Origin of the sequence: Actinomadura sp. CNU-125, from assembly GCF_001942465.1 — a bacterium.
Classification (GTDB): Bacteria; Actinomycetota; Actinomycetes; order Streptosporangiales; family Streptosporangiaceae; genus Spirillospora.
Map to the genome: position 1 here is coordinate 1 of NZ_MKJY01000555.1, position 20,056 is coordinate 20,056.

At 74.7% G+C, this 20,056-nt stretch carries 16 protein-coding genes; 3 read left to right on the plus strand and 13 right to left on the minus strand.

Annotation, left to right across the window (positions count from 1 at the left end):
• The 4 genes from BJF79_RS40485 to BJF79_RS40500 form a co-directional block, all read right to left on the minus strand.
• Window positions 1-974: sigma-70 family RNA polymerase sigma factor (locus tag BJF79_RS40485; RefSeq protein ID WP_143220827.1), on the minus strand; the 974-nt coding region annotated here is incomplete at its 3' end.
• Between the two features lie 71 nt (window positions 975-1,045).
• The gene (locus BJF79_RS40490) at window positions 1,046-2,251 is read right to left on the minus strand and encodes an RNA-guided endonuclease InsQ/TnpB family protein (protein ID WP_075905364.1); all 1,206 of its coding nucleotides are present in this window, start codon (window positions 2,249-2,251) and stop codon (window positions 1,046-1,048) included.
• Window positions 2,252-2,524: 273 nt separating this feature from the next.
• Complete coding sequence (locus BJF79_RS40495; protein WP_075905366.1) at window positions 2,525-4,144, minus strand: alkaline phosphatase D family protein; 1,620 nt, start codon at window positions 4,142-4,144, stop codon at window positions 2,525-2,527.
• 74 nt (window positions 4,145-4,218) lie between these two features.
• A complete protein-coding gene (locus BJF79_RS40500) occupies window positions 4,219-5,208 on the minus strand; it encodes an NAD-dependent epimerase/dehydratase family protein (RefSeq protein ID WP_075905368.1) in 990 nt (329 codons plus the stop codon).
• A 98-nt stretch (window positions 5,209-5,306) separates the two neighbouring features.
• Here BJF79_RS40500 and BJF79_RS40505 point away from each other — a divergent pair, with 98 nt between their 5' ends.
• Window positions 5,307-5,975 (plus strand): SMI1/KNR4 family protein, encoded by a 669-nt coding sequence (locus tag BJF79_RS40505; protein WP_075905370.1) that lies wholly within the window; start codon window positions 5,307-5,309, stop codon window positions 5,973-5,975.
• Here the strand turns inward: BJF79_RS40505 and BJF79_RS40510 are convergent.
• The 7 genes from BJF79_RS40510 to BJF79_RS40540 all read right to left on the minus strand — a co-directional run bounded on the left by BJF79_RS40510 (window position 5,966) and on the right by BJF79_RS40540 (window position 12,882).
• On the minus strand, window positions 5,966-7,432 hold the full coding sequence (locus BJF79_RS40510; protein WP_075905372.1) for a DUF4303 domain-containing protein: 1,467 nt from the start codon (window positions 7,430-7,432) through the stop codon (window positions 5,966-5,968). The two genes, BJF79_RS40505 and BJF79_RS40510, sit on opposite strands and share 10 nt — an antisense overlap.
• A 172-nt stretch (window positions 7,433-7,604) precedes the next feature.
• A complete protein-coding gene (locus BJF79_RS40515; protein WP_075905374.1) occupies window positions 7,605-7,997 on the minus strand; it encodes a VOC family protein in 393 nt (130 codons plus the stop codon).
• 44 nt (window positions 7,998-8,041) lie between these two features.
• Entirely contained in the window at window positions 8,042-8,650 is a 609-nt protein-coding gene (locus BJF79_RS40520) for a Dps family protein (protein ID WP_075905376.1), read from the minus strand.
• A gap of 101 nt (window positions 8,651-8,751) precedes the next feature.
• Entirely contained in the window at window positions 8,752-10,026 is a 1,275-nt protein-coding gene (locus BJF79_RS40525) for a cytochrome P450 (RefSeq protein WP_075905378.1), read from the minus strand.
• A gap of 91 nt (window positions 10,027-10,117) precedes the next feature.
• Entirely contained in the window at window positions 10,118-10,702 is a 585-nt protein-coding gene (locus BJF79_RS40530) for a TMEM165/GDT1 family protein (protein WP_075905380.1), read from the minus strand.
• A gap of 264 nt (window positions 10,703-10,966) precedes the next feature.
• The gene (locus BJF79_RS40535) at window positions 10,967-11,626 is read right to left on the minus strand and encodes a response regulator (RefSeq protein ID WP_075905382.1); all 660 of its coding nucleotides are present in this window, start codon (window positions 11,624-11,626) and stop codon (window positions 10,967-10,969) included.
• Window positions 11,614-12,882, minus strand: a complete 1,269-nt coding sequence (locus BJF79_RS40540; RefSeq protein WP_262403298.1) for a sensor histidine kinase — start codon at window positions 12,880-12,882, stop codon at window positions 11,614-11,616. The genes BJF79_RS40535 and BJF79_RS40540 overlap by 13 nt, the downstream gene beginning before the upstream one ends.
• A 172-nt stretch (window positions 12,883-13,054) precedes the next feature.
• Here BJF79_RS40540 and BJF79_RS40545 point away from each other — a divergent pair, with 172 nt between their 5' ends.
• Entirely contained in the window at window positions 13,055-13,258 is a 204-nt protein-coding gene (locus BJF79_RS40545) for a hypothetical protein (protein WP_075905386.1), read from the plus strand.
• Window positions 13,259-13,400: 142 nt separating this feature from the next.
• Here BJF79_RS40545 and BJF79_RS40550 read toward each other — a convergent pair whose 3' ends face one another.
• Together BJF79_RS40550 and BJF79_RS40555 are read right to left on the minus strand one after the other, a co-directional pair.
• Window positions 13,401-15,734, minus strand: coding sequence for a cation-translocating P-type ATPase (locus BJF79_RS40550; RefSeq protein ID WP_075905387.1), 2,334 nt, complete (start codon window positions 15,732-15,734; stop codon window positions 13,401-13,403).
• The gene (locus BJF79_RS40555) at window positions 15,731-17,431 is read right to left on the minus strand and encodes a hypothetical protein (RefSeq protein ID WP_075905389.1); all 1,701 of its coding nucleotides are present in this window, start codon (window positions 17,429-17,431) and stop codon (window positions 15,731-15,733) included. Before BJF79_RS40555 ends, BJF79_RS40550 begins: the two co-directional genes overlap by 4 nt.
• A 544-nt stretch (window positions 17,432-17,975) precedes the next feature.
• Between BJF79_RS40555 and BJF79_RS40560 the strand changes: the two genes are divergently transcribed.
• The gene (locus tag BJF79_RS40560; protein ID WP_187357131.1) at window positions 17,976-20,048 is read left to right on the plus strand and encodes an ABC transporter ATP-binding protein; all 2,073 of its coding nucleotides are present in this window, start codon (window positions 17,976-17,978) and stop codon (window positions 20,046-20,048) included.
• The last annotated feature ends 8 nt before the right edge of the window (window positions 20,049-20,056 follow it).

Sequence of the window (20,056 nt, forward strand, 5' to 3'; positions counted from 1 at the left end):
GGCGGTGCCGCCGGGACGACCGGCCGCGCGACGACCGGCGGTGCGGGCTTCGGCTCCGGCAGCGGATCGTCGTTCGACACCAGGGCCATGGCCAGCGCGACCGTGCACGCGACGGCGGCGGCGCCGCCGAGCGCCTGCTGCCCCCGCTTCGGCAACCGCCCCAGCCAGCCGAACAGCCCGCCGAGGAGCCCGCCGCCCGACGCCAGGTACGCGGTCGCCGCCGCGCCCAGCACCAGCGGCCCGAGGATCTCCCGCAGCGCGCCGTTCAGTTCGGCGAGTTCGAGGTAGACCGCCTTGCAGTCGGCGCAGCCGTCGAGGTGGCCGCGGACGCGCCGGGTGTCGCGGCGGGCGAGACCGTCCCGCACGTACGCGCCGAGCTTGTCCACCGCCGCACGGCACGGGCCGCGGTCGGCGGGCAGCGCCGCCAGGTGCATCTGCAGGTACGCCTGCCGCAGCCCCTCGCGGGCCCGGTAGGCGAGCGCGGCGACACCGCCCGGGGTGAGGCCGAGCAGCGGGGCGACCTCGGCGGGCCGCGCCCCCTCGATCTCGGTGTGCCACAGGACGGTCTGCCAGCGTTCGGGCAGCGAGTGGAACGCGCCGAGCACCATCGACCGCTCCAGGTCGCGGATCGCCGGGTCCTCGAAGGGGGTGCCGCGGTCGAAGTCGTCGATCCGGTCCGTCGGTTGGACGCGGCGGTCGGCGCGGTACCGGTCGTACACGGCGCGGCGCACGGCGGTGAGCAGGTACGGGCGGAACCCGGAGTCGGGGCCGCCGCCGCGCCGCATCAGGTCGAGGATCTTCGCGAGCGCCTCCTGGACGGCGTCCTCGGCGACGTCCCCGTCGGCGAGGTGCCGGGCCAGGCCGCGCGCGGCGTGCACGTGCCGTTCGCAGAGCGTCCCGTAGGCGTCGGTGTCGCCCGCGCGGACCCGCGAGATGAGCGCGGCGTCGCCCGCCTCTGGTTCCTGCTGCCGCACACCGCCCCCTCACGTCACGACCAATTTCCTAGCTCAGTTTGACCGCCTCGCCCCTTGAGGGGAGGCGAGTCCTACGGCTCGCGCCGCAGGTGTTTCTGCTTCTTGGCCGTCGGCGGTGGGGGTTTCCCCGGCCGTCTTACAGCGGCTCCACAGACATCGCCGGGGGACAGACGCCCGGCTACGGCCCGACCGGCCGCAAGGATGTTCTTGGCCGCGTTGACGTCCCGGTCGTGGCGGGTGCGGCAGCCCGGGCACGTCCAGTGCCGGGCGGAAAGACTCAGCTTCTCCAGACGGTGCCCGCAGTGCGAGCACGTCTTGGAGGAGGGGAACCAGCGGTCGATCACGATCAAGGTCCGCCCGGCACGCTCGGCCTTGTATTCGAGCATGCGGCGGAACTCGCCCCACCCGCAGTCGGAGATCGCCCGCGCCAGGGCGCGGTTGCGGACCATGTTGGTGACGGCGAGGTCTTCGATCACGATCGTGTCGGCGTCGCGGACCAGGTTGGTGCTGGTGCGGTGCAGGAAATCTTGGCGGGCGTCGCGGACCTTGCGATGGGTGCGGGCCACCTTGATCTTGGCTTTGCGGCGGTTGGCCGAGCCGGGCTGCTTGCGGGCCATGCGCCGCTGGTACCGGGCCAGATTCCGCTGCTTCTTCTCCAGGTGACGGGGGTTGGAGATGCGGGTCCCGTCGGAGGTCACCGCGAAATCCTTGATCCCCAGGTCGACCCCGATCGCATACCCGCTGGGGGGCACGGGGGCGGGGTCACCGGTATCAATGGCGAAGGTCAGATACCAGCGGCCGTCGGGTTCCCGCGCGACCACCACCATCGTCGGGTCCAGCCCCGCCACGTCCACATCGTCGAACGACCACACGAACGCAAACGGCGCGGTGGTCTTGGCCAGCCACAGCTCGCCGTTCTTCATGCGGAACGCCGAACGGGTGAAGTGCGCGGACTGGCGGCCCGTGCGGCTCTTGAACCTCGGGTAGCGGGCTCGCCCGGCGAAGAAGTTGGTGAACGCGGTGTGCTGGTGCCGCAGCGCCTGCTGCAACGGCACGCTCGACACCTCCGACAAAAACGCCAGATCCTGCGTCTTCTTCCACTCCGTCAGCACCGCGTCGGTCTGCTTGTACGACGTGCGCTTGCCCTGGGCGTGATCGGCGCGGGCACGTTCGGCGAGGGTCTTGTTCCACACCAGCCGCACGCACCCGAACGTGCGGCCCAACAGGGCCGCCTGCTCAGGGTCCGGGTACGCCCGGCACCGATACGCCGTCCTCACGCTCAGTGAGTTTACATGTTCATGGCGTTGCCTTGCGGGTGTTCGGCACTTCCCAGGAGACCGGAGCCGAGGGTGACGCTTTGGCGACCGGTTGTCGCTGTGTTCGGTGAGACCGCATTTTTTCTCGGTAGTCGCGTCATGGACGCGACGCGGTGCCGTTGGATGATGCGCGGACGATGCCGGAGGGGGGATCGTCCGCTACCGGGGGGTGTGCTCGCTCCGGCGAGGGGGCGGAGCGAGCACACCACACCCCCGGGCACACCCCCGGCGGGCTCAGCCGGTGATGTCGGCCCGGCCCATCTCCACGAGCGTGCCCGCGTTGCGGGGCGACTCCCAGGTGACGTCGCAGTCGCGGCCCGCGAGCGTGACGGTGGCGATCGCGTTGTCGAACCAGGGCCCGTCGGTGACGCGCCACTTCAGCGGCGGCGGGGGCACCTTCGCGAGCTTGCCGAGCCACCGGAACGGCGTCGCGGTCTCCCAGGTGCAGGCGATGCGCTGCGCGATGCGGAGCTTGCCGTCCAGCGGGTTGCGGAACGGGGAGCAGACGATCTGCGCGATCTTCGTCTCGATGTCCGGGGCGTTGACCCGCGCCAGGTACGAGAAGTGCACGTCGCCGGACAGGAACGTGATGGTCGCGGGGACGGCCCCGCGCGCGCCGCTGCCGATCTCCAGGACGTGCGAGGCGACCTCCCGGAACGAGCGGTCGAACGCCGCCCAGTGTTCGAGGTCGACGGCCTGCCGCATCTTCTCGCCGAGCGCGGCGCCGGGCCGTCCCCACGCGCCCTCGGAGATGGCCTCGTTCCAGTTCTCGGCGTCGTGGATGGCGCGGGGCAGCAGGAACGGCAGGGAGCTGGCGATGACCAGGTGGTCGACGTCGCCCTGGCACTGCTCGTCCAGCCAGGCGAACTCGCGGTCGTCGAGCATGCCGCGGCGGTCGGGCGTCAGGAGGCGGGAGCAGCGGCTGTCGACGACGATGAACCGGACGCCGCCGAAGTCGTGCGCGTAGCTCCACCGCATGCTCTCGGGTTCGCGGTCGGCGCGCTCGGTGAACGCGTCCAGGACGTCGGCGGCGTCGCCGGTCGCGTCGGACGCCTCGCGCACGGACTTGAAGATCGGGTCGTTCGCGCGTTCCTCCGGCGACATGTTGCCCAGGTGCTGGTACACCCAGTACGACCCGATCCCGCCGGTGATGCGGGCGCGCCACCAGGGCTGGGCCCACATCTCTTCCCGCCACGCGTAGGAGGTGTTCCAGTCGTCGCGGATGTCGTGGTCGTCGAAGACGGTGAAGATGGGGACGGTGGACAGCAGCCACCGCACCTCCGCGTCGTCGCGCCAGGCGAGTTCGTAGAGGCGGGTGTACTCCTCGTAGTCGGCGACCTCGCCGACCGGCGGTTCCTCGCCGCGGCGTGCGCGGATGTAGTCGAGCATCTCCTCGCCTAGCTCGTCGGCGTACACCTGGTCGCCGACCATGAGCAGGACGTCCGGCCACTCCACGGTGTCGCCGAAGGTGCGCAGGCGGGCGGCGAACGCGGTGAGGGCGTCGTGCCCGAACCGCTCGACGGTGCCGGGCGAGCGGCGGCAGGAGCCGAACGCGACGCGCAGCGGGGCGCCGCCGTCCGGGAGCGTCCGGATCTGGCTCGGGGGCTGCTCCGGGTCGAGCGGCCAGACGGTCTCGCCGTCCGCGATGACCTCGTAGGGGACGCGGGCGCCCGCGGGGAGCCCGTCGATGTCCACGACGGCGTAGTGGCGCCGGTGGACGGTGAAGGTGCGGGCCGTCGCGTCCAGGCCCGCGCCCACGACGCGGACCTCGCAGGGGCGGTCGGTCTCCACGAAGATCGTCGCCGTGTGGGAGCTCACGTGCCGGAGGTGGGGGCCGAGTACCAAAGCGGTCATACCTGCTCTTTACCGGGCCGGAGGCGCCGCGTCCACTGGAACGGCGTCCCCCGGTGCAACATCACGCCTGGCCGTCAGCTTTCGAGGAGCCGCGTCTCCTTCTCGCGCGGCAGTCCCGGTGACGGACGGTCTGGGCGCTGCGGCGCGCGGCCGCCGATCGTTCGCAGCCACGCCCACGTGTCCGCGACCGTCTCGTCCACGGGACGGCAGCGCAGGCCGGTGGCCAGGGCCCGGTCCACGTTCACGCGGTACAGGGAGTCGTAGAGCTCGCCGGGCGGTAGCCAGGCGGGGAGTTCGGTCCACGGTTCGATGCCCGTGTCCAGGATTCGCTCTGGGTCGGTCCAGACGAGTTGTGCGTCGGCACCCGTCACCCGGATGCAGGCTTCGAGAAGTTCGCGCATCGTCGTTCGGGCTGGGGCGCTCGTCACGTTGTACGGGCCGGACAGCGGTTTCTCGATCGCGTCCAACGTCCAGGCGGCGAGGTCCCGGGAGTCGATGAACTGCAGTCCGAGGTCGCGGGGTCCGGGTGCGAGGACACGGCCGCCTTCGGCGATCCGTGTCAGCCACCACGGCAGCCGGCCGACGTTCTCGTACGGTCCGAGGATCAGCCCCGCGCGCACCAGGAGGGTCCGGTCGGGGCCGAACTCCGCGGCCGCGGCGAGTTCCCCGCCGTGTTTCGCCTTCGCGTAGTCGTCGCCGCGGTCGTCGTCCGGGGAGCCCTGCACGACGGGGGCGTCCTCGGTGGTGCCGGGCGGCGAGGGGAGCGGGTAGACGGAGCAGCTCGACACGTAGCCGAACCGGTCGGCGCGTCCGGCGAGGGCGCGGGCGGCGTCGCGTACGGCGGACGGCGCCCACGACCAGGTGTCGACGACCGCGTCCCACGCGCCGCCGCCGAGGGCGCGGAGGCCGTCCGGCGCCGTCCGGTCGCCGTGCAGGACCGTCGCTCCGGGCGGGGGTTCGTTCCGGCCCCGGTTGAGGACGGTCACGTCCCAGCCGCGCGTGAGGGCGTCGTCGACGAGGGCGCGGCCCAGGAACTCGGATCCTCCGAGTATCAGCAATCGCATGAGGTCAACTGTACGCTCTGTACGTTTCGTACATAACCCCCGGATCCGCTCCGCCGAGCACCGGTCAGGACGGTCCGGGGACCGGTAGGTTCGCGCCCGTGACCGGTTTCGACATCGTCCGCGACCTCCCCGCCGCCCTCCGCGACCGCGAGGCCGCGTGGACGTACGTCCGGGGCTTCGCCGCGCACTGGGGCGTCCCGCTGCGCCCCGGCGACGGCACCCCCGGCGCCGAACTGGACGCCGCCGAGGAACGCCTCGGCGTCCGGCTGCCCGCCGCGTTCCGGGAGGCCTACGCCCTCTTCGGCCGCCGCCCCGACCTGCACACCAACCTGCACGGGCTGCTCGCCCCGGACGACTTCCACCTGCACGCGGGCGGGGTCGTGTTCCGCGAGGAGAACCAGGGCGTCGCGACCTGGGGCCTCCTCGTGACGGAACTGGACGCGCCCGACCCGCCCGTCCGCATCAGCACCGACGACGGCCCGTGGGAGCCGTGGCTCGACGCGTTCTCCACCGCCGCGCTGGAGATCGTCCTGTCGGAGGCGACGCAGGCCGGGGAGCACTGCGACCACCGCGACCTCGGCGACGGCGACGACCTCGACCGGGACTTCGCCCCGCTGCCGTTCCCCGCCTACGGGCAGCGGTTCTACGCCGGGCCGGGCGTGCTGCTGTGCGACGGCGGCGGCGACTGGCTCTCCGTCCGCGCCCGCGACGCGGGCACCCTCGACCGCTTCCGCGAGGCCCACCCAGGCCCCTGGCTCTACAGCTGAAACACGTGGACGGGCGGGCCGGAGTCGACGTCGCGTCCGGCCGCCGCCAGCCGCGCGTCGTCGAGCCACACGACCGCGTTCATCGACTCCTGCGGACCGCCCAGCCGCCGCACGTGCCGTCCGGTGCCTACCTCCCACACGTGGACGTCGCCGCTCTCGTGCGCCGTCGCCAGGACCGTTCCATTCGGGGAGAAGGCCAGGTCGGAGGGCTCGCCGGTATCCGCCGGAAACGCGAGCGCCCGGCCCTGCGCGAAGGCCCGGCCGTCCCGGTGCCACAGGCGGGCCGACTCCGGGTCGCCGACCGCGAGGAGGCCCCCGTCGGCCGACCACGCCACGCAGTGCCGCACCGCCGGGCCCGTCCGGACGAGTTCCGCCACCACCGATCCGTCCGCCGCGTCCAGCACCGCGACGCCCTTCGCGGCGCCGTCCCCGACGATCGCCAGCAGCGTCCCGTCCGCGCCGAACCGCACCGCCGACGCCGGACGCTCCAGCCGCCACCGCTCGCGCCCCGCCTCGAACGCCCGGACGGTCTCGCCCGCGGCCGCCGTGACGGCGCCGTCCGGCGACACCGCGACGTCCCACGCGTCGTCGAAGTCCGCCGCGCGGCACACCCCGCCGGGCAGCGAGACGCGCACCGGGGTGCCGCCGTCGCGCAGGACGAGCGTCCGCGCGTCCGCCGAGATCGCCGCCCGCCAGTAGCTCGCGTAGTGCCGCGCGGCCAGGACCTCCCGGCCGTCCGCCGCGTCCCACGCGAACACCTCGCCGCCGGACCCGCACGCCACGAGCAGCCCCGCGTCCGCCGCGAACGCGAGCGCCGTGACCTGGTAGGTCCCCATCGAGCCGAACGTCGTGGCGCCCTCGGACGGTTCGCGCACGATCAGCTCGCGGGCCAGCCGCGCGACCGCCGCCGGCGGGTTCAGCCGCCGCGCGTTCGCCAGCCGGCTCCGGTCGCTCTGGTCGCCCTGGAGCACCGTGACGATCACCCGGTCGCGGTCGTCCCCGCGCCCGAAGAACCCCTCGCGGTCCAGCCTGGCCAGCGCGCGGAAGCACGCCTCCAGGCGCGCTTCCGCCTCGTCCTCGACGTCGTCCTCGGCGGCCCGGCTGTCCAGCAGTTCCTCCACGGCGCCGAAGTGGTGCTCGCCGAGCAGGTGGTGCGGCGAGTCCGCCGGGCTCCACCGCAGCCCGTCGGCCTGCGCGTCGACCATGCCGCCGAACTCGGCCGTGTACACGCGCGCCACCGCCCGCAGCCCCTCCTCCGACGCGCACGTCGGCAGGATGTACTCCAGCAGCGGGCCCGTGAACAGCCCGTAGCAGTAGAACGTCTCGCCGGGGTGGGCGTCCCGGGCCTGGGCGAACGCCGCGCGCGCCGCGTCGACCAGCCGCGCCGCCAGCTCCTCGATCGTCTCCTCGCGGCCCCGGTCCGTGCCGACCGGACCGCCGCCGCCTCCGAACCTCACCGGGCGTCCCGGGCCGAACCGTGCACGTCCCTCGGAATTCTCACCCGAACCCCCTTGCCGCCGCCGCGTCGACACTTGATTACCACCATCCGCCGACGGGACGGGCGCGGCCGCGCGCATCGGCCGCCGTCCCGTCCGCATCCGGCCGCGGCGGTCCGGGGGGTGCCTGCCGTCAGGCGGGGCCGAGGAGGTCCCATCGGTTGCCCGCGATGTCGAGGAACACCGCCACGCGCCCGTACGGTTCGGTACGCGGCGCGGTCACGAACTCGACGCCCGCGCCCGCGAGCCGCGCGTGCTCGGCCTCGAAGTCGGCCACGCGCAGGAAGAACCCGACGCGTCCGGCGACCTGGTCGCCGACGGCGGCCGCCTGCCGGTCGCCGTCCGCCCGGGCGAGCAGGATCCCGGTCCCGCCCCCGGGCGGACGGACGACGACCCACCGCTTCGGCCGCCCGTCGTTCGTCCGCGCGGGCGAGTCCTCGGCGAGTTCGAAGCCGAGGACGCCGGTGAAGAACCCGATCGCCCGGTCGTAGTCGTCGACGACGATCGTCACCAGCTCGATGTGCATGCGGCGCCGCCCCCCGTTCCGGAGGGCGACACGCTACACGCGGGTCAGTGGTGGTGCGAGGAGCGCTGCGGGCGTTCGACGAGCGGGGTGTCGACGAGGTGCTCGATCAGGAACCACGTCTGCAGTTCGTTGGTGCGGATGACTTCGGAGACGAGCAGGTCGTTCGTCCCGTCGTCGCCCAGTTCCTGGGTGCGCGCCGCCGCGTCGTGGCAGGCCACGAGGATGGTCTCGTGCGCCTCGATCAGCCGCGACAGCATCGCCGGGACCTCCTCGGCGCCGTTCGGCGGGCGCGGGATGACGGTGATCTCCGCGACGTGCCGCGGGTCGCCGACCGCGACGCCGCCGAGCGTCTGGACGCGCTCGGCGATCGTGTCGACGAGTTCCAGTTGCTCGCCCGCGTGCTTGTCCAGCAGCAGATGCAGCTGGTAGAACGTCGGGCCGCGCATCAGCCAGTGGTGCTTCTTGTAGTGGCTGTAGAGGATCTGGGTGTCGGCCAGGATCTGGTTGAGCCGCTGGCAGGAGTATTCGCGCGCGTCGCGGGAGAGACCCAGCGGGAACATTCGCATGGTCCCGAACTCCTGGATCTCCGTGCCGTCCACGTGCAGCCACGGCTGACTGGAGCGGGTCGTGTTCGTCGAACGGTCGGCCGGCATGTACGGCTCCTTGCGAGGTAGACGATCGAGTACAACCGCCCATAACCTCCCCCGGCCCGCACCAAGGGCACCGCAATACCCCCAAACGGGACGCCAAAGCCTCAGCCGGTGGGCGTGAACTCGCAGGGCAGCCGCTTGATGCCGTTGATGAAGCTGGACCGCAGCCGGGCCGGTTCGCCGGACGCGCGGATGTCGGGCACGCGGCGGAACAGCTCGCGGAACACGACGGTGATCTCCCGGCGGGCCAGGTGGGCGCCGAGGCAGAAGTGCGGGCCCGCGGCGCCGAACCCGACGTGCGGGTTCGGGTCGCGGGCGATGTCGAACCGGTACGGGTCGTCGAACACCGACTCGTCCCGGTTCGCCGACCAGTAGCACAGCAGCACCTTGTCGCCCGCCGCGAACCGCTGCCCGCTCGCCAGCTCGTGGTCGCGGGTCAGCGTCCGCCGCATGTACACCACCGGGGACGCGACGCGGACGATCTCCTCGACGGCCGTCCGCGCGTACCCGTCGAAGTCCGACGCCCAGCGGTCCCGCTGCTCCGGGTTCTCGGTCAGCAGCACGAGGCCGTGCGAGATCGCGTTGCGGGTCGTCTCGTTGCCCGCGATGACGAGCAGCACGAAGAACGCCGCGATCTCCTGCCGGGTCAACCGCTCCCCGTCCGGATTCGCGTTGATCAGCGCCGTCGTCAGGTCGTCGGTCGGACGCTCGGCGCGCACCCGCGCGAGGTCGTCGAGGAGATCGCCCAGCCCGGCCGCGGACTCCAGCATCGTCGCGGCCAGGTCGTCGGTCTGGGCCGCGTACTCGGGGTCGTCGGCGCCGAGGATGACGTTCGTCCGCTCGAAGACGAACTCGTGGTCCTTCTCGTCGATGCCCATCAGGTCGCAGATGATCCGCAGCGGCAGCCGGGCGGCGATGTCCTTGACGAAGTCGCACGATCCCCGCCCGGCCACGTCCGCGACGATCTGCGCGGCGGTCCGCTCCACGTCGTCGGCGAACCGCTGGATCATCCGCGGGGTGAACGCCCGCGACACGATCCGGCGGAGCCGCGCGTGCCGCGGATCGTCCATCTCGATCATCGAGTCGAAGATCTCGAAGTCCGCGGGGGGCGGGTCGCCGATCCGGATGCCCGACGCCGAGCTGAAGACGGCCGGGAGGCGGCTCGCCTCCAGGACGTCCGCGTGCCGCGCCAGCACGTAGTAGCCCGGACCCACGCCCGCGCCGAAGTCCTCGGCCTCCGCGTAGAACGGCGCCTCCGGCCGCCCCCGCAGCAGCTCGAACGCGGCCTCGCGCTCGTCCAGGGGACGCGCCCAGAAGTCCAGGTCGGAGAAGTCGATGTCGTCGAAACCGATCGTCGTACGCGGTGGCTCCTGCCCCATTTTCGGCCCCTTCGCGGTGTACGCCGTCGCTCTCATACTCGCGTCGGCGCATGCGCTGTCAAGGTCGTGTCGGGGACCGGTTCCGGGCGGGTCAGGCGGTGAACGCCTCGAAGAGCGTCCACACGGCCAGGCCCGCCATGCAGAGCGCGCCGACGCGCTGCACGGTCCGCAGCGGGACGCGCTTGGCGATGAACCGGCCCGCGAGCAGCGCCAGCGCGGACACCGACATCAGCGCGGCGGCCGACCCGATCGCCGTCGGCAGCCAGCCGTTGGTGGCGGCCAGGTTGGCGGTGGTGATCTGCGTCAGGTCGCCCCATTCGCTGACGAACACGGCCATGAACGCGGCGGTGTAGACGGGCCAGAACGACGTGACGGTCTTGCCGCCCGCGTCCTCCTCGCCGTCGTCGCCGCCGCCCCGCCACAGCATGAACGCGCCGAACGCGAACAGGGCCGCCGACACCAGCTTCACGGCCGTCCCGGGCAGCAGGCTCAGCAGGCTGCCCGCCCCCACCGCCAGCGCCACGTGCACGATGAACGCGGTGGACGTGCCGAACCAGACGTACAGGGGGCGCATGCGCGTGCCCATGGCGAGCGACGCGAACATCGTCTTGTCGGGGAGTTCGGCGAGGAATATCAGACCGAAGGCGGTGAGGACCGCCAGCGGATCGAAGCTCATTGCGGGCGCTTTCTGCCTGGGCCGGGCAGAGCGCTCCGCCGGGGGGAGGACCACTCGGCCCGGCACGATGGGACGCCCCGCACGGGAGTGCGGAGCGCATCATGCCTGGCCGAAGGTCTCGTCCGCCCGCGTGAACCGTGGGCCCGATGGCCGGGACGTCCGAAGACGTCCAGTGTGTCGACCAGCGGTGTTACAGGACTACTCCCCTTCGCTGCATCCCATTCATACCCGCTCGTCCCCGCCGACTTCAAGAGCGGGCCGGGGTCAGACGCGCTGGCCCGTCTCGTCCAGGTAGCGCAGGACGGCCGCGACGCGGCGGTCCGCGCGGTCGGTCGGCGCCAGGTCGAGCTTCGCGAAGATGTTGCGGATGTGCTTGTGCACGGCCCCCTCGGTGACGACCAGCCGCTCGGCGATCGCGGTGTTGCCGAGCCCCTCGGCCATCAGCGCGAGGACGTCCCGTTCCCGTGCGGTCAGCCGCTCCAGGCCGCTGCCCGGACGGCTGCGCGTGAGCAGCTGCGTGACGACGTCCGGGTCGATCGCCGTGCCGCCCTCGGCCACCCGGTACAGGGCGTCCAGGAACTGCTCGACCCGGCCGATCCGCTCCTTCAGCAGGTACCCGAGCCGTTCGGCGCCGCCCGCGAGCAGCTCGTTCGCGAACGACTGCTCGACGTAGGCGGACAGCACGAGCACCGCCAGCCCCGGCTGCCGCCGCCGCGCCTCCACGGCCGCCTTGATCCCCTCGTCGGTGTGCGTCGGCGGCATCCGGACGTCGACGATCGCGACGTCCGGTTCGTGCTCGTCCACCGCGGCGAGGAAGTCGTCCGCGTTCTCGGTGGTGGCGACCACGTCCAGGGACTCGGCGCGCAGCAGCAGGGCGACGCCCTCGCGCAGCAGGAAATCGTCCTCGGCGGTCACAATCCGCACGGCAGCTCCACTTCGATGATCGTCGGCCCACCGGGTGGGCTGGTCACGGCGAGGCGGCCGTCGAGCGCCTCGATCCTGCTGCGGACGCCGGTGAGCCCGGTCCCGCCGCGGCCGTCCGCGCCGCCGACGCCGTCGTCCTCGATCCGCAGGGTCAGCGCGTCGGCGTCCCGGCGCGCGGTCACGCTCGCGTGCCGCGCCCGGCTGTGCTTGGCGATGTTGGTGAGCGCCTCGGCCGTCACGAAGTACGCGGTGGCCTCGACCGACACCGCGCAGCGCCCCGGGATGTCGACGTCGACCTCGCAGGGGACGGCGCAGTCCGCCGCGAGCCCCGACAGCGCGCCCGCCAGCCCCCGCCCCTCCAGCACCGGCGGCAGGATGCTGCGGACGACCGTGCGCAGTTCGGCGAGCGCCTGCTCGGCGGCGTCCTGCGCCTGTTCGAGCATCCCCTCGGCCTTCGCCGGGTCGCGGGCCAGCGCGCGGCGGGTCGCGCCGATCAGGACCGTCACGGCGACGAGCCGGTTCTGCGCGCCGTCGTGCAGCGACCGCTCGATCCGCCGCAGCTCCGTGGCGTGCGCGTTCAGCGCCGCCGCGCGCGTCGCCGACAGCTGCGCGATGCGCAGCGACAGGTCCATGTCGGCGGGCGGCGCGAGCAGCCCGCGTCCCGGCCGCGCCTGCAGCCGCGCCAGCATCGGGCCGGACGCCACGAACAGGACGGCCATGCCCATGCCGAAGAGCGCGACCGCGAGAGCGTCCCCGTCGGACTCCACGGTCCAGGGCACGAACGTCGGCGTGGCCTCGTCCGGCGGCAGGATCCGCCACCACATCGGGTACGTGACGTCCTGCACGGCGTGCAGCGCGAACGTCAGCCCGAGGATGCCGACGATCCAGCCGAACGTGCCGTGGATCAGCAGCCAGCGCAGCTCCCGCCGGACGACCGGGTCCGCGAGCGCGGGACGCAGCCGGTCCGCGGGGCGCCCCGCGCCGAACAGCTCGTCCGGGCCCCACCGCGTCAGCCGTCCGCGCTCGCGCTCGGCGACGATCCGGACGACGCGCGGCACGGTCCGCGCGAGCAGCAGGCCCACGCCGACCAGGCACAGCAGCGCCACGATGATGATCCACGCCAGTGCGGCCAGCGCCAGCACGGCCGTCCCGACGCCGCCCGCGAGGTGCTCGACCGCGTCGAACACGGCCCGGGCACGCCGGACGACGGGACCGCGCCGCGCGCGGCCCGCCCCGGCCGCCTTCCGCTCGCTCACCGTCATCGATACCTCACGGTATGAAGATCGTAGAGCTCATGGCGGGACTTGTCAGACGATTCCCGGTACAGCCTGCTGTACCCGCGGGTGACGCGATGGCTGGATCGCCGCCGACCGGCGCCGTCCTTAGCGTTGAGGACATCGAGATCGACGACCTCCCGAGGAGCTCACGATGGCCCAGCACACCGACGCCTCCGCCGCGAACGGCGTCCTCCGCCCGGCGCTGTGGCTGGCGCTCGCGATCGGCCTGGTCGGCAACGTCATCTGCTCGGCGACCGGCCTGTCGCTGATCGCGAACATCGCGTTCAGCCTGATCAGCACCGCCGCCGTCGTCGGCCTGGTCGTCCACCACTACCGCTCCCGCAAGACCCGCTGACCTACGCCGGCTCAAAACGACCCGACCACGGCGCCCCCGCCCCCACCGACCCCGTGCCCGCGCGACCGTGCCCGCGCGACCGGCGGGCCTACGCCGCGCGGCCGTCCGGCCGTCCGGCCTGGGGGTTGCTCCGCTCGGGCGGTCAGGTCGGGAGGAGTCTCGGGGCCAGGGCGGCGCCGGCGGTCGCGGCCGCCGCCGACAGCAGGACGATCGTCCACGCGCCCGCGCCCAGCGGGGTGCAGCCGAAGAAGCCGCTGACGCCCGGCGTCTCGACCACGGCGAACAGGGCGGCCGCCGACACCGCGCAGGTGGCGAGGACGAGCGGGCTGTGCCAGCGCGCGATGAGCGTCTGCCCGAGCTGGGCGCCGACCAGCGCGGCCAGCCCCATCGTGGACGCGCGCCGCGCGCCGCCCGGCAGGAACCCGGCGAGCCGTCCGGCCTGCCAGGAGACGAGCGCCGCGGCCGCGGTCGCGGTGCCGCGCACGGCCAGCACCTGCCGCATCTCCCGGCCGGTGAACCCGCGCTCCGGCGCGCCGCCGAGCGGCGCCGCCGGGTCGGTTCCCGGCCCGGCCGGGGTGATCGCGACGGCGAGCGACGGCAGCATGTCGGTGAGCATGTTGACCACGAGCACCTGCCGGGGGCTCAGCGGCGCGTTGCCTTCCAGCGCCGTCCCGAGGACGGTGAACGCCACCTCGCCCGCGTTGCCGCCGACGAGGATCGCGGCGGCGTCGCGGACGCGGCGCACAGCGCGCGGCCCTCGCGCAGCGCGTCCAGGACGAGGGCGTTGTCGGGCGCGGTGAGGACGAGGTCGGCCGCGCTGCGGGCCGCGCCGAGCCGCGCCCCGCGACGCGATGCCGACGTCGGCGCGGTGGATCGCCGCGGCGTCGTTCGCGCCGTCGCCGGTCATCGCCACCACCCGTCCGGCCCGGTGCATGTCCTTGACGATGCGGACCTTCTGCGCGGGCGAGACGCGGGCGAAGACGGCCGCTTCCGCGACGGCCTTCACCCGCGCGGCGACCGGCAGCGCGTCCAGCTCGACGCCGGTGACCACCCGGTCGGCGCCGGGGATGCCGAGCCCGGCGGCGACCGCGACGGCGGTGTCCGGATGGTCGCCGGTGATCATCGTGACCCGCACCCCGGCGCCGTGCAGCCGCCGCACCGCCTCCTCGGCGGTCGGGCGCGGGGTGTCGGCGATCCCGATGAAGCCGAGCAGGGTGAGGTCCGCGACGTGCGCGGCGACGTCGCCGCGCACGCGCGGCGTCCGGGACGGTCCGCTCGGCGATGGCGAGCACCCGCAGCCCCTGCCCGGCCAGCCGGTGCACGGGTCCGGCGCGGAGCGGCGCCGGGCGGCGGTGAGCGGCGCGTCCGCCGCGCCTCTGCGCCGCCCGCGCACCCGGCCGCACCTGGCCAGCAGCATCTCGGGGGCGCCCTTCACCGCGATGACCGCCCGGTCGGCGTCGAGGCCGAGGGACGCCGAGAACCCCCGGGTCGTCTCGAACGGCAGCTCCTCCGCGAGCCGCCACCCGGTGTCGGGCGGCAGGCCCTCCGCGCGCTCCAGGACGGCCCGGTCGGTCGCGTGCGGCGCCCGGCGGTCGCCCGGCGGGGGGCAGGCGCGCGCCGCGACCCGCAGGATGCGCCGCCCGTCGTCCCCGGTCAGCGGCAGCGGATGCGCGGGACCGGACGCCCGGACGACCTGCAGCCGCCCCTCGGTGAGCGTGCCGGTCTTGTCGAAGCACAGGGTGTCGACGCGGCCGAGCGCCTCCAGCGCCCGGGTCGAGCGGACCAGCACGCCGAGCCGCGACAGCCGCCGCGCCGCCGCGAGCTGCGAGACGGTCGCGACCAGCGGCAGCCCCTCCGGGACGGCGGCCACCGCGATCGCGACGCCCGAGCCGAGGGCGCGCCGCAGGTCGAGGCCGTGCAGGAGTCCGAGCGCGGTCACGGCGCCGCCGCCGAACGCGGTGGCGGGCAGCGCGCGGTGCGTCAGCTCCGCGAGCCGCGCCTGCATGCTGGACGACGGGTCCGCGCCGCCGCCGAGCGCGGCGGCCCGGCCGGCCTCGGTCGCCTCGGCGGTCGCGACGACCGCGGCGACCGCCGTCCCCGCGCTGACCGTCGTCCCCTCGTACACCATGCAGTGCCGGTCGGCCGGGTCGCCGCCCGGCGACGGCTCGACGCTCTTGCCGACCGGCACCGACTCGCCGGTCAGCGACGCCTCGTCCACCTCCAGCGACTCGGCCCACAGCAGCCGGGCGTCCGCCGGGACGACGTCCTCGGCGGCCAGCAGGATCGCGTCCCCGGCGCGGAGCCGGTCGGCCGTGACCCGGTCGCCGGGCGCGGTCCGCAGCCGCTCGAACCCGCCGGTCGTCCCGGCGGGGACGCGCAGCCGGCGGGCGTGGATCCGCTGGCCGAGCATGAGGTCTTCGAGGGCGCGTTCCGCCCGCATCCGCTGCGCGCCGCCGATCAGCGCGTTGCCCGTCATGCCCCGCGACCAGCAGCGCGTCCACGCTGGACCCGACCACCGCCGACGCCGCCGCGCCGAGCGCGAGGACGGGCGTCAGCGGGTCGTCGAGCTCCTGCCGGACGGCGGCGGCGAGCCGCAGACCGGACGCGACGGGGCCCCCGACCGTCCGCGTCGCCGTTCGTCCCCCGGTGTGCCGGGCCGTGGTGCGGGAGAGCCGCCGCCACGCCTCCTCGGCGGTGAGCGCGTGCCAGGCGTCCCGGACGACCGGTGGCGGCGGCGGCCGGTGGTCCAGCCGCCGGGCCGTCACCGCGTTCGCCAGCATCGCCGACAGCGACGCCGCGTGCACCGGCGGGACGTCCCGCCACAGGCCGGACGCGCGCCGCCGCGGCCGTCCCGCCAGCAGCAGCCGCGCCCAGCGCGGACGCGCTCAGCGACAGCTGCGCCGCCGCTCGCTCGCCCGCCGCGGCGGCACACCGCCGCCACCAGCCGCCACGCCTCCGCCAGCCCCGGCCCGCACAGCAGGTCCGCGCGCCAGCAGGCCGGGGCGGCGGCGCGCAGCACGCCGACGCCCACGTCGGCCGCGTCGAGCGCCGCGTCCGGCCCGCCCGCGACGACCAGCACCCCGTGCCCGTCGCGCAGCAGGTCGCGGACGCTGACGCGCCAGCCCGTCCGCCGCGACCGCCGAGTCGTCCCCCCAGGCGAGCAGCTCCCGGGTGCTGGCGTGCTCGGTCAGGCGACCGTGCCCGCTGCCCCGTGCGCCGCCGCCAGCAGCCCCTCCGCCAGCGGGTCGAGGGACGAGCCGACCCGGACCCGGCCGCACGCTCGCCGCGTCCGCCGATCAGGTCGAGCGTCACCCCGGCGGGGTCGGCGGGGCCGCCGGACGGCGCGTCCGGGGCGCGTTCCAGCCGCCGCCCGTCCGCGCCCGCCCAAGGGCCGGGGCCTTGCAGGTCGCCGGGTCCGTACGCGGCGAGCAGCGCGTCGGCCGCACGCCACACGCCCGCGTCGTCCAGCTCGTCCCCGGTGGAGACCGCCGACAGCAGCCGCAGTTCCGTGTCGCACAGCACCGCCGAGTCGATGACCACGGCACTGACCCGGTCCAGCCGCCGCAGGGCGCCCGGGTCGAGCTGCACCACGCCGCGCCGCGCGAGATCGTGCGCCAGCACCGCCGCGAACGCCTCCCGGCCGTGCCGCGCCGCCTTCGGGAGGGTCGCCATCAGCAGGTCCGCGGCCGCCGCCGCGTCGTGCGTCCCCGCCAGTACCCCGGCGTCGCCGAGCAGGTCGCCCAGCGCCGTGCGGTCCGCGGCCCGCTCCACCGGCCCGTCCGGCGGCGGGCACGGACGGACCGTGCGGGCGCCGCAGTCGCGCGGCTGCAGGCCGCCGCGCCGAGCTCCGCCTCCCGCGCCCGCCACACCGCCCGGCGCCGCCGCCGATCTCGTGCAGCTGGAACACCCGGTGGACGGCGTCGACCGCGTCCGGCGCGAGCCCTGCCCGGCGCCCTGCACGACCGCGTTCGCGACACCGAGCAGGACGTCCGCGCGCAGCGCGCCCAGCCGCCGCTCCACCGCGCCCCGCACCTGCGGGATCGAGTCCGCCACCGACACCGCCGCCCGCAGCGGGCTCGGCAGCGGCGGCCGGGCCAGCAGCCGCCCGGCGATCGCCCCGGCCGCGCCCGCCCAGTCCGCCGCCAGGGCGGACATCGCCGCGGCCCACGCCATGTCGTCGTCGGCGGCGCGCGTGCGCGGACTCGTCGAACCGGTCGGCGCCGTGCGCCGCCTCCACGTCCTCGATCGCCGCCACGAGGGCCGGCACGTCCAGGACGTCCTGCGCGTACGCCACCAGGACGTGCCCGGTGACCGCGTTGACCTCCGCCAGGTCGACGCCCTCCAGCCGCCGCAGCGCCCCGGTCAGCGCCACCGTGTACCGGCGGTGCGCCCGGCGCCGCCCGACAGGCCGCGCACCTGGATGTCGCGCCCGCCCGTCCCGCGCCCACACCCGGCGCGCGGCCCCGGGCGGCGAGTTCGCGACCCGCCGCGCACCCGTGCGGACGGCCCCGGCCACGGACGTCCCCGGGATCCGCACGGCCCGTTCCCCCTCCCACGGCGATTCGAGATCGACTACCCGGAGCAACGGACCGCAAACGGCGGCGGCTTACCGGCCCGGCGGAGAACTGTGGCGCCCGGGACGGGAGCAAGGCCCCTTCTCCCGGGACGCGTTCGCGGACGACAGTGGATCCGGTTCACCGGACTGCTGGAGGTCTCCATGCGGATCAGGCCGCCGCGGCGGCGCCGACGCGGGCGCGCCGCCGTGCCGCCGGCGCCCGCCGGGCCCGCGCTGAAGGAGCGCGCCTGGCACGCGAAGGGCACCGAGATGGCGCGGACCGGGACGCTCACCATGGCGCGCCGGCTCCCGATGCTGATCGGCCAGGTCATGCGGCTCGCGTGGCGGGCGGCGCGGCGCGACCTCGTCGCCACGATCGTGCTGAACGTCGTCGCCGGCGTCTTCACCGCGTTCGGGCTGCTCGCCACCACGGGCGTCCTGACCGCGCTGCTGTCGTCCGGCCCCACCCCCGACCGGGTGCGCGCCGCCGCACCGCAGCTCCTGCTGGTCGGCGCCGCCATCACCGCGCGGGCCGGGTGCGCGGCGGCCGCCCAGTGGGCGCAGGCCCGGCTGCGGCCGCAGGTGCAGCGGCTCGTCGAGCAGCGGCTGTACGAGCTGACCACCGCGATCGAGCTCACCGCGTTCGACGACGCCGAGTTCCAGGACGACCTGCACCGGGCGAGGCTGCGGGGCGTGGACTCGGCGCCGTCCATGGTCGACAACACCGTGGACCTGTTCACCGCCGCCGTGGGCGTCGCCGCCGCCGCGGGCGCGCTCGGCATCCTGCACCCGATCCTGCTGCCGCTGCTCCTGCTGACCGCGCTCCCCGAAGGCTGGGCGGCGGTCCGCGCCGCGCGGCTCGGCTACCTGACCCAGCTCGGGCTCATCGAGACGCGGCGGCGGAACTGGATCCTCACCGACCTCATGACCGAGCGCGTGCACGCCGCCGAGGTCCGCTCCTTCACCGTCCGCGACTTCCTCCTGGACCGCTACGCCGCCCTGGCCGCCCGCATCCGCGATGTCCTGCTCGACCTCGCGCGCCGCCAGACCGTCGCGCAGCTCCACGGCGACGTCCTCAAGGGCGTCGCGACGGCCCTCATGTACGCCGCGCTCGGCCTCCTGCTCTGGCGGGGCGTCATGCCGCTCGCCGTCGCGGGCACCGCCGTCCTCGCGATCCGCGCCGGGCAGACGTCCCTGATCAACCTCGTCTACTCGCTCAACCGCTGCTACGAGGACGGCCTGTACTTCGGCGACTACGTCTCCTACTGCGAGACCGCCGAAGGGCGCGTCCACACCGGCCGCGACAACGCCGATCCGCTCGCCGATCCGCCCGCCGATCCGCCCGCCGATCCGCCCGCCGATCCGCCCGCCGACGCGTCCGCCCTCCGGGACTTCCGGGAGATCACCGCCGAGGAAGTCACGTTCACCTACCCCGACGCCGACGCACCGTCCCTGACCAAGGTGTCCGTACGGCTCGGCCGGGGCGAGATCGTCGCTCTCGTGGGCGAGAACGGGTCCGGCAAGACGACCCTCGCGAAGATCCTCGCGGGCCTGTACGGCCCGCAGGACGGGACGGTCCGGTGGGACGGCGTCCGCACCGACGGCCTGCACCCCGACGTCGTCCGCCGCGCCATCGCCGTCGTCGCCCAGGACCACACGCACTGGCCGATGACCGCCGCCGAGAACATCACCATGGGCGACGACCTCGCCGCCCCGGGCGTCCGCGAGTCCGTCGGCCGCGCCACCGCCGCGTCCGGTGCCGACGAGGTCGTCGCCGCCCTCCCGCACGGCCTCGACACCCTCCTCGACAAGCGCTTCGCCGACGGGCACGAACTGTCGGGCGGCCAGTGGCAGCGGCTCGCGGCCGCCCGCGGCTTCTACCGCGACGCGCCCCTGCTCATCTGCGACGAGCCGACCGCCGCGCTCGACGCGCGCGCCGAACACCGCCTCTTCGAGCAGATCCGCGAGCACGCCGCCCGGCACGGACGCACCGTCCTGCTGATCACCCACCGGCTCGCGAGCGTCCGGCACGCCGACCGCGTCTACGTCCTCGACGAGGGCCGCGTCATCGCGCACGGCACCCACCGCGAACTCATGGCCGAGGACGGCCTCTACGCCGAGCTCTACAACCTCCAGGCGTCCGCCTACCGGCAGGACCTCGCCCCAGACGACGTCCCCGAGCCCCGGCCGGTGCCGTGCCCTACGTGCGTGCGAGGAGGTGGAACACCCGGCTGAACCCCGGG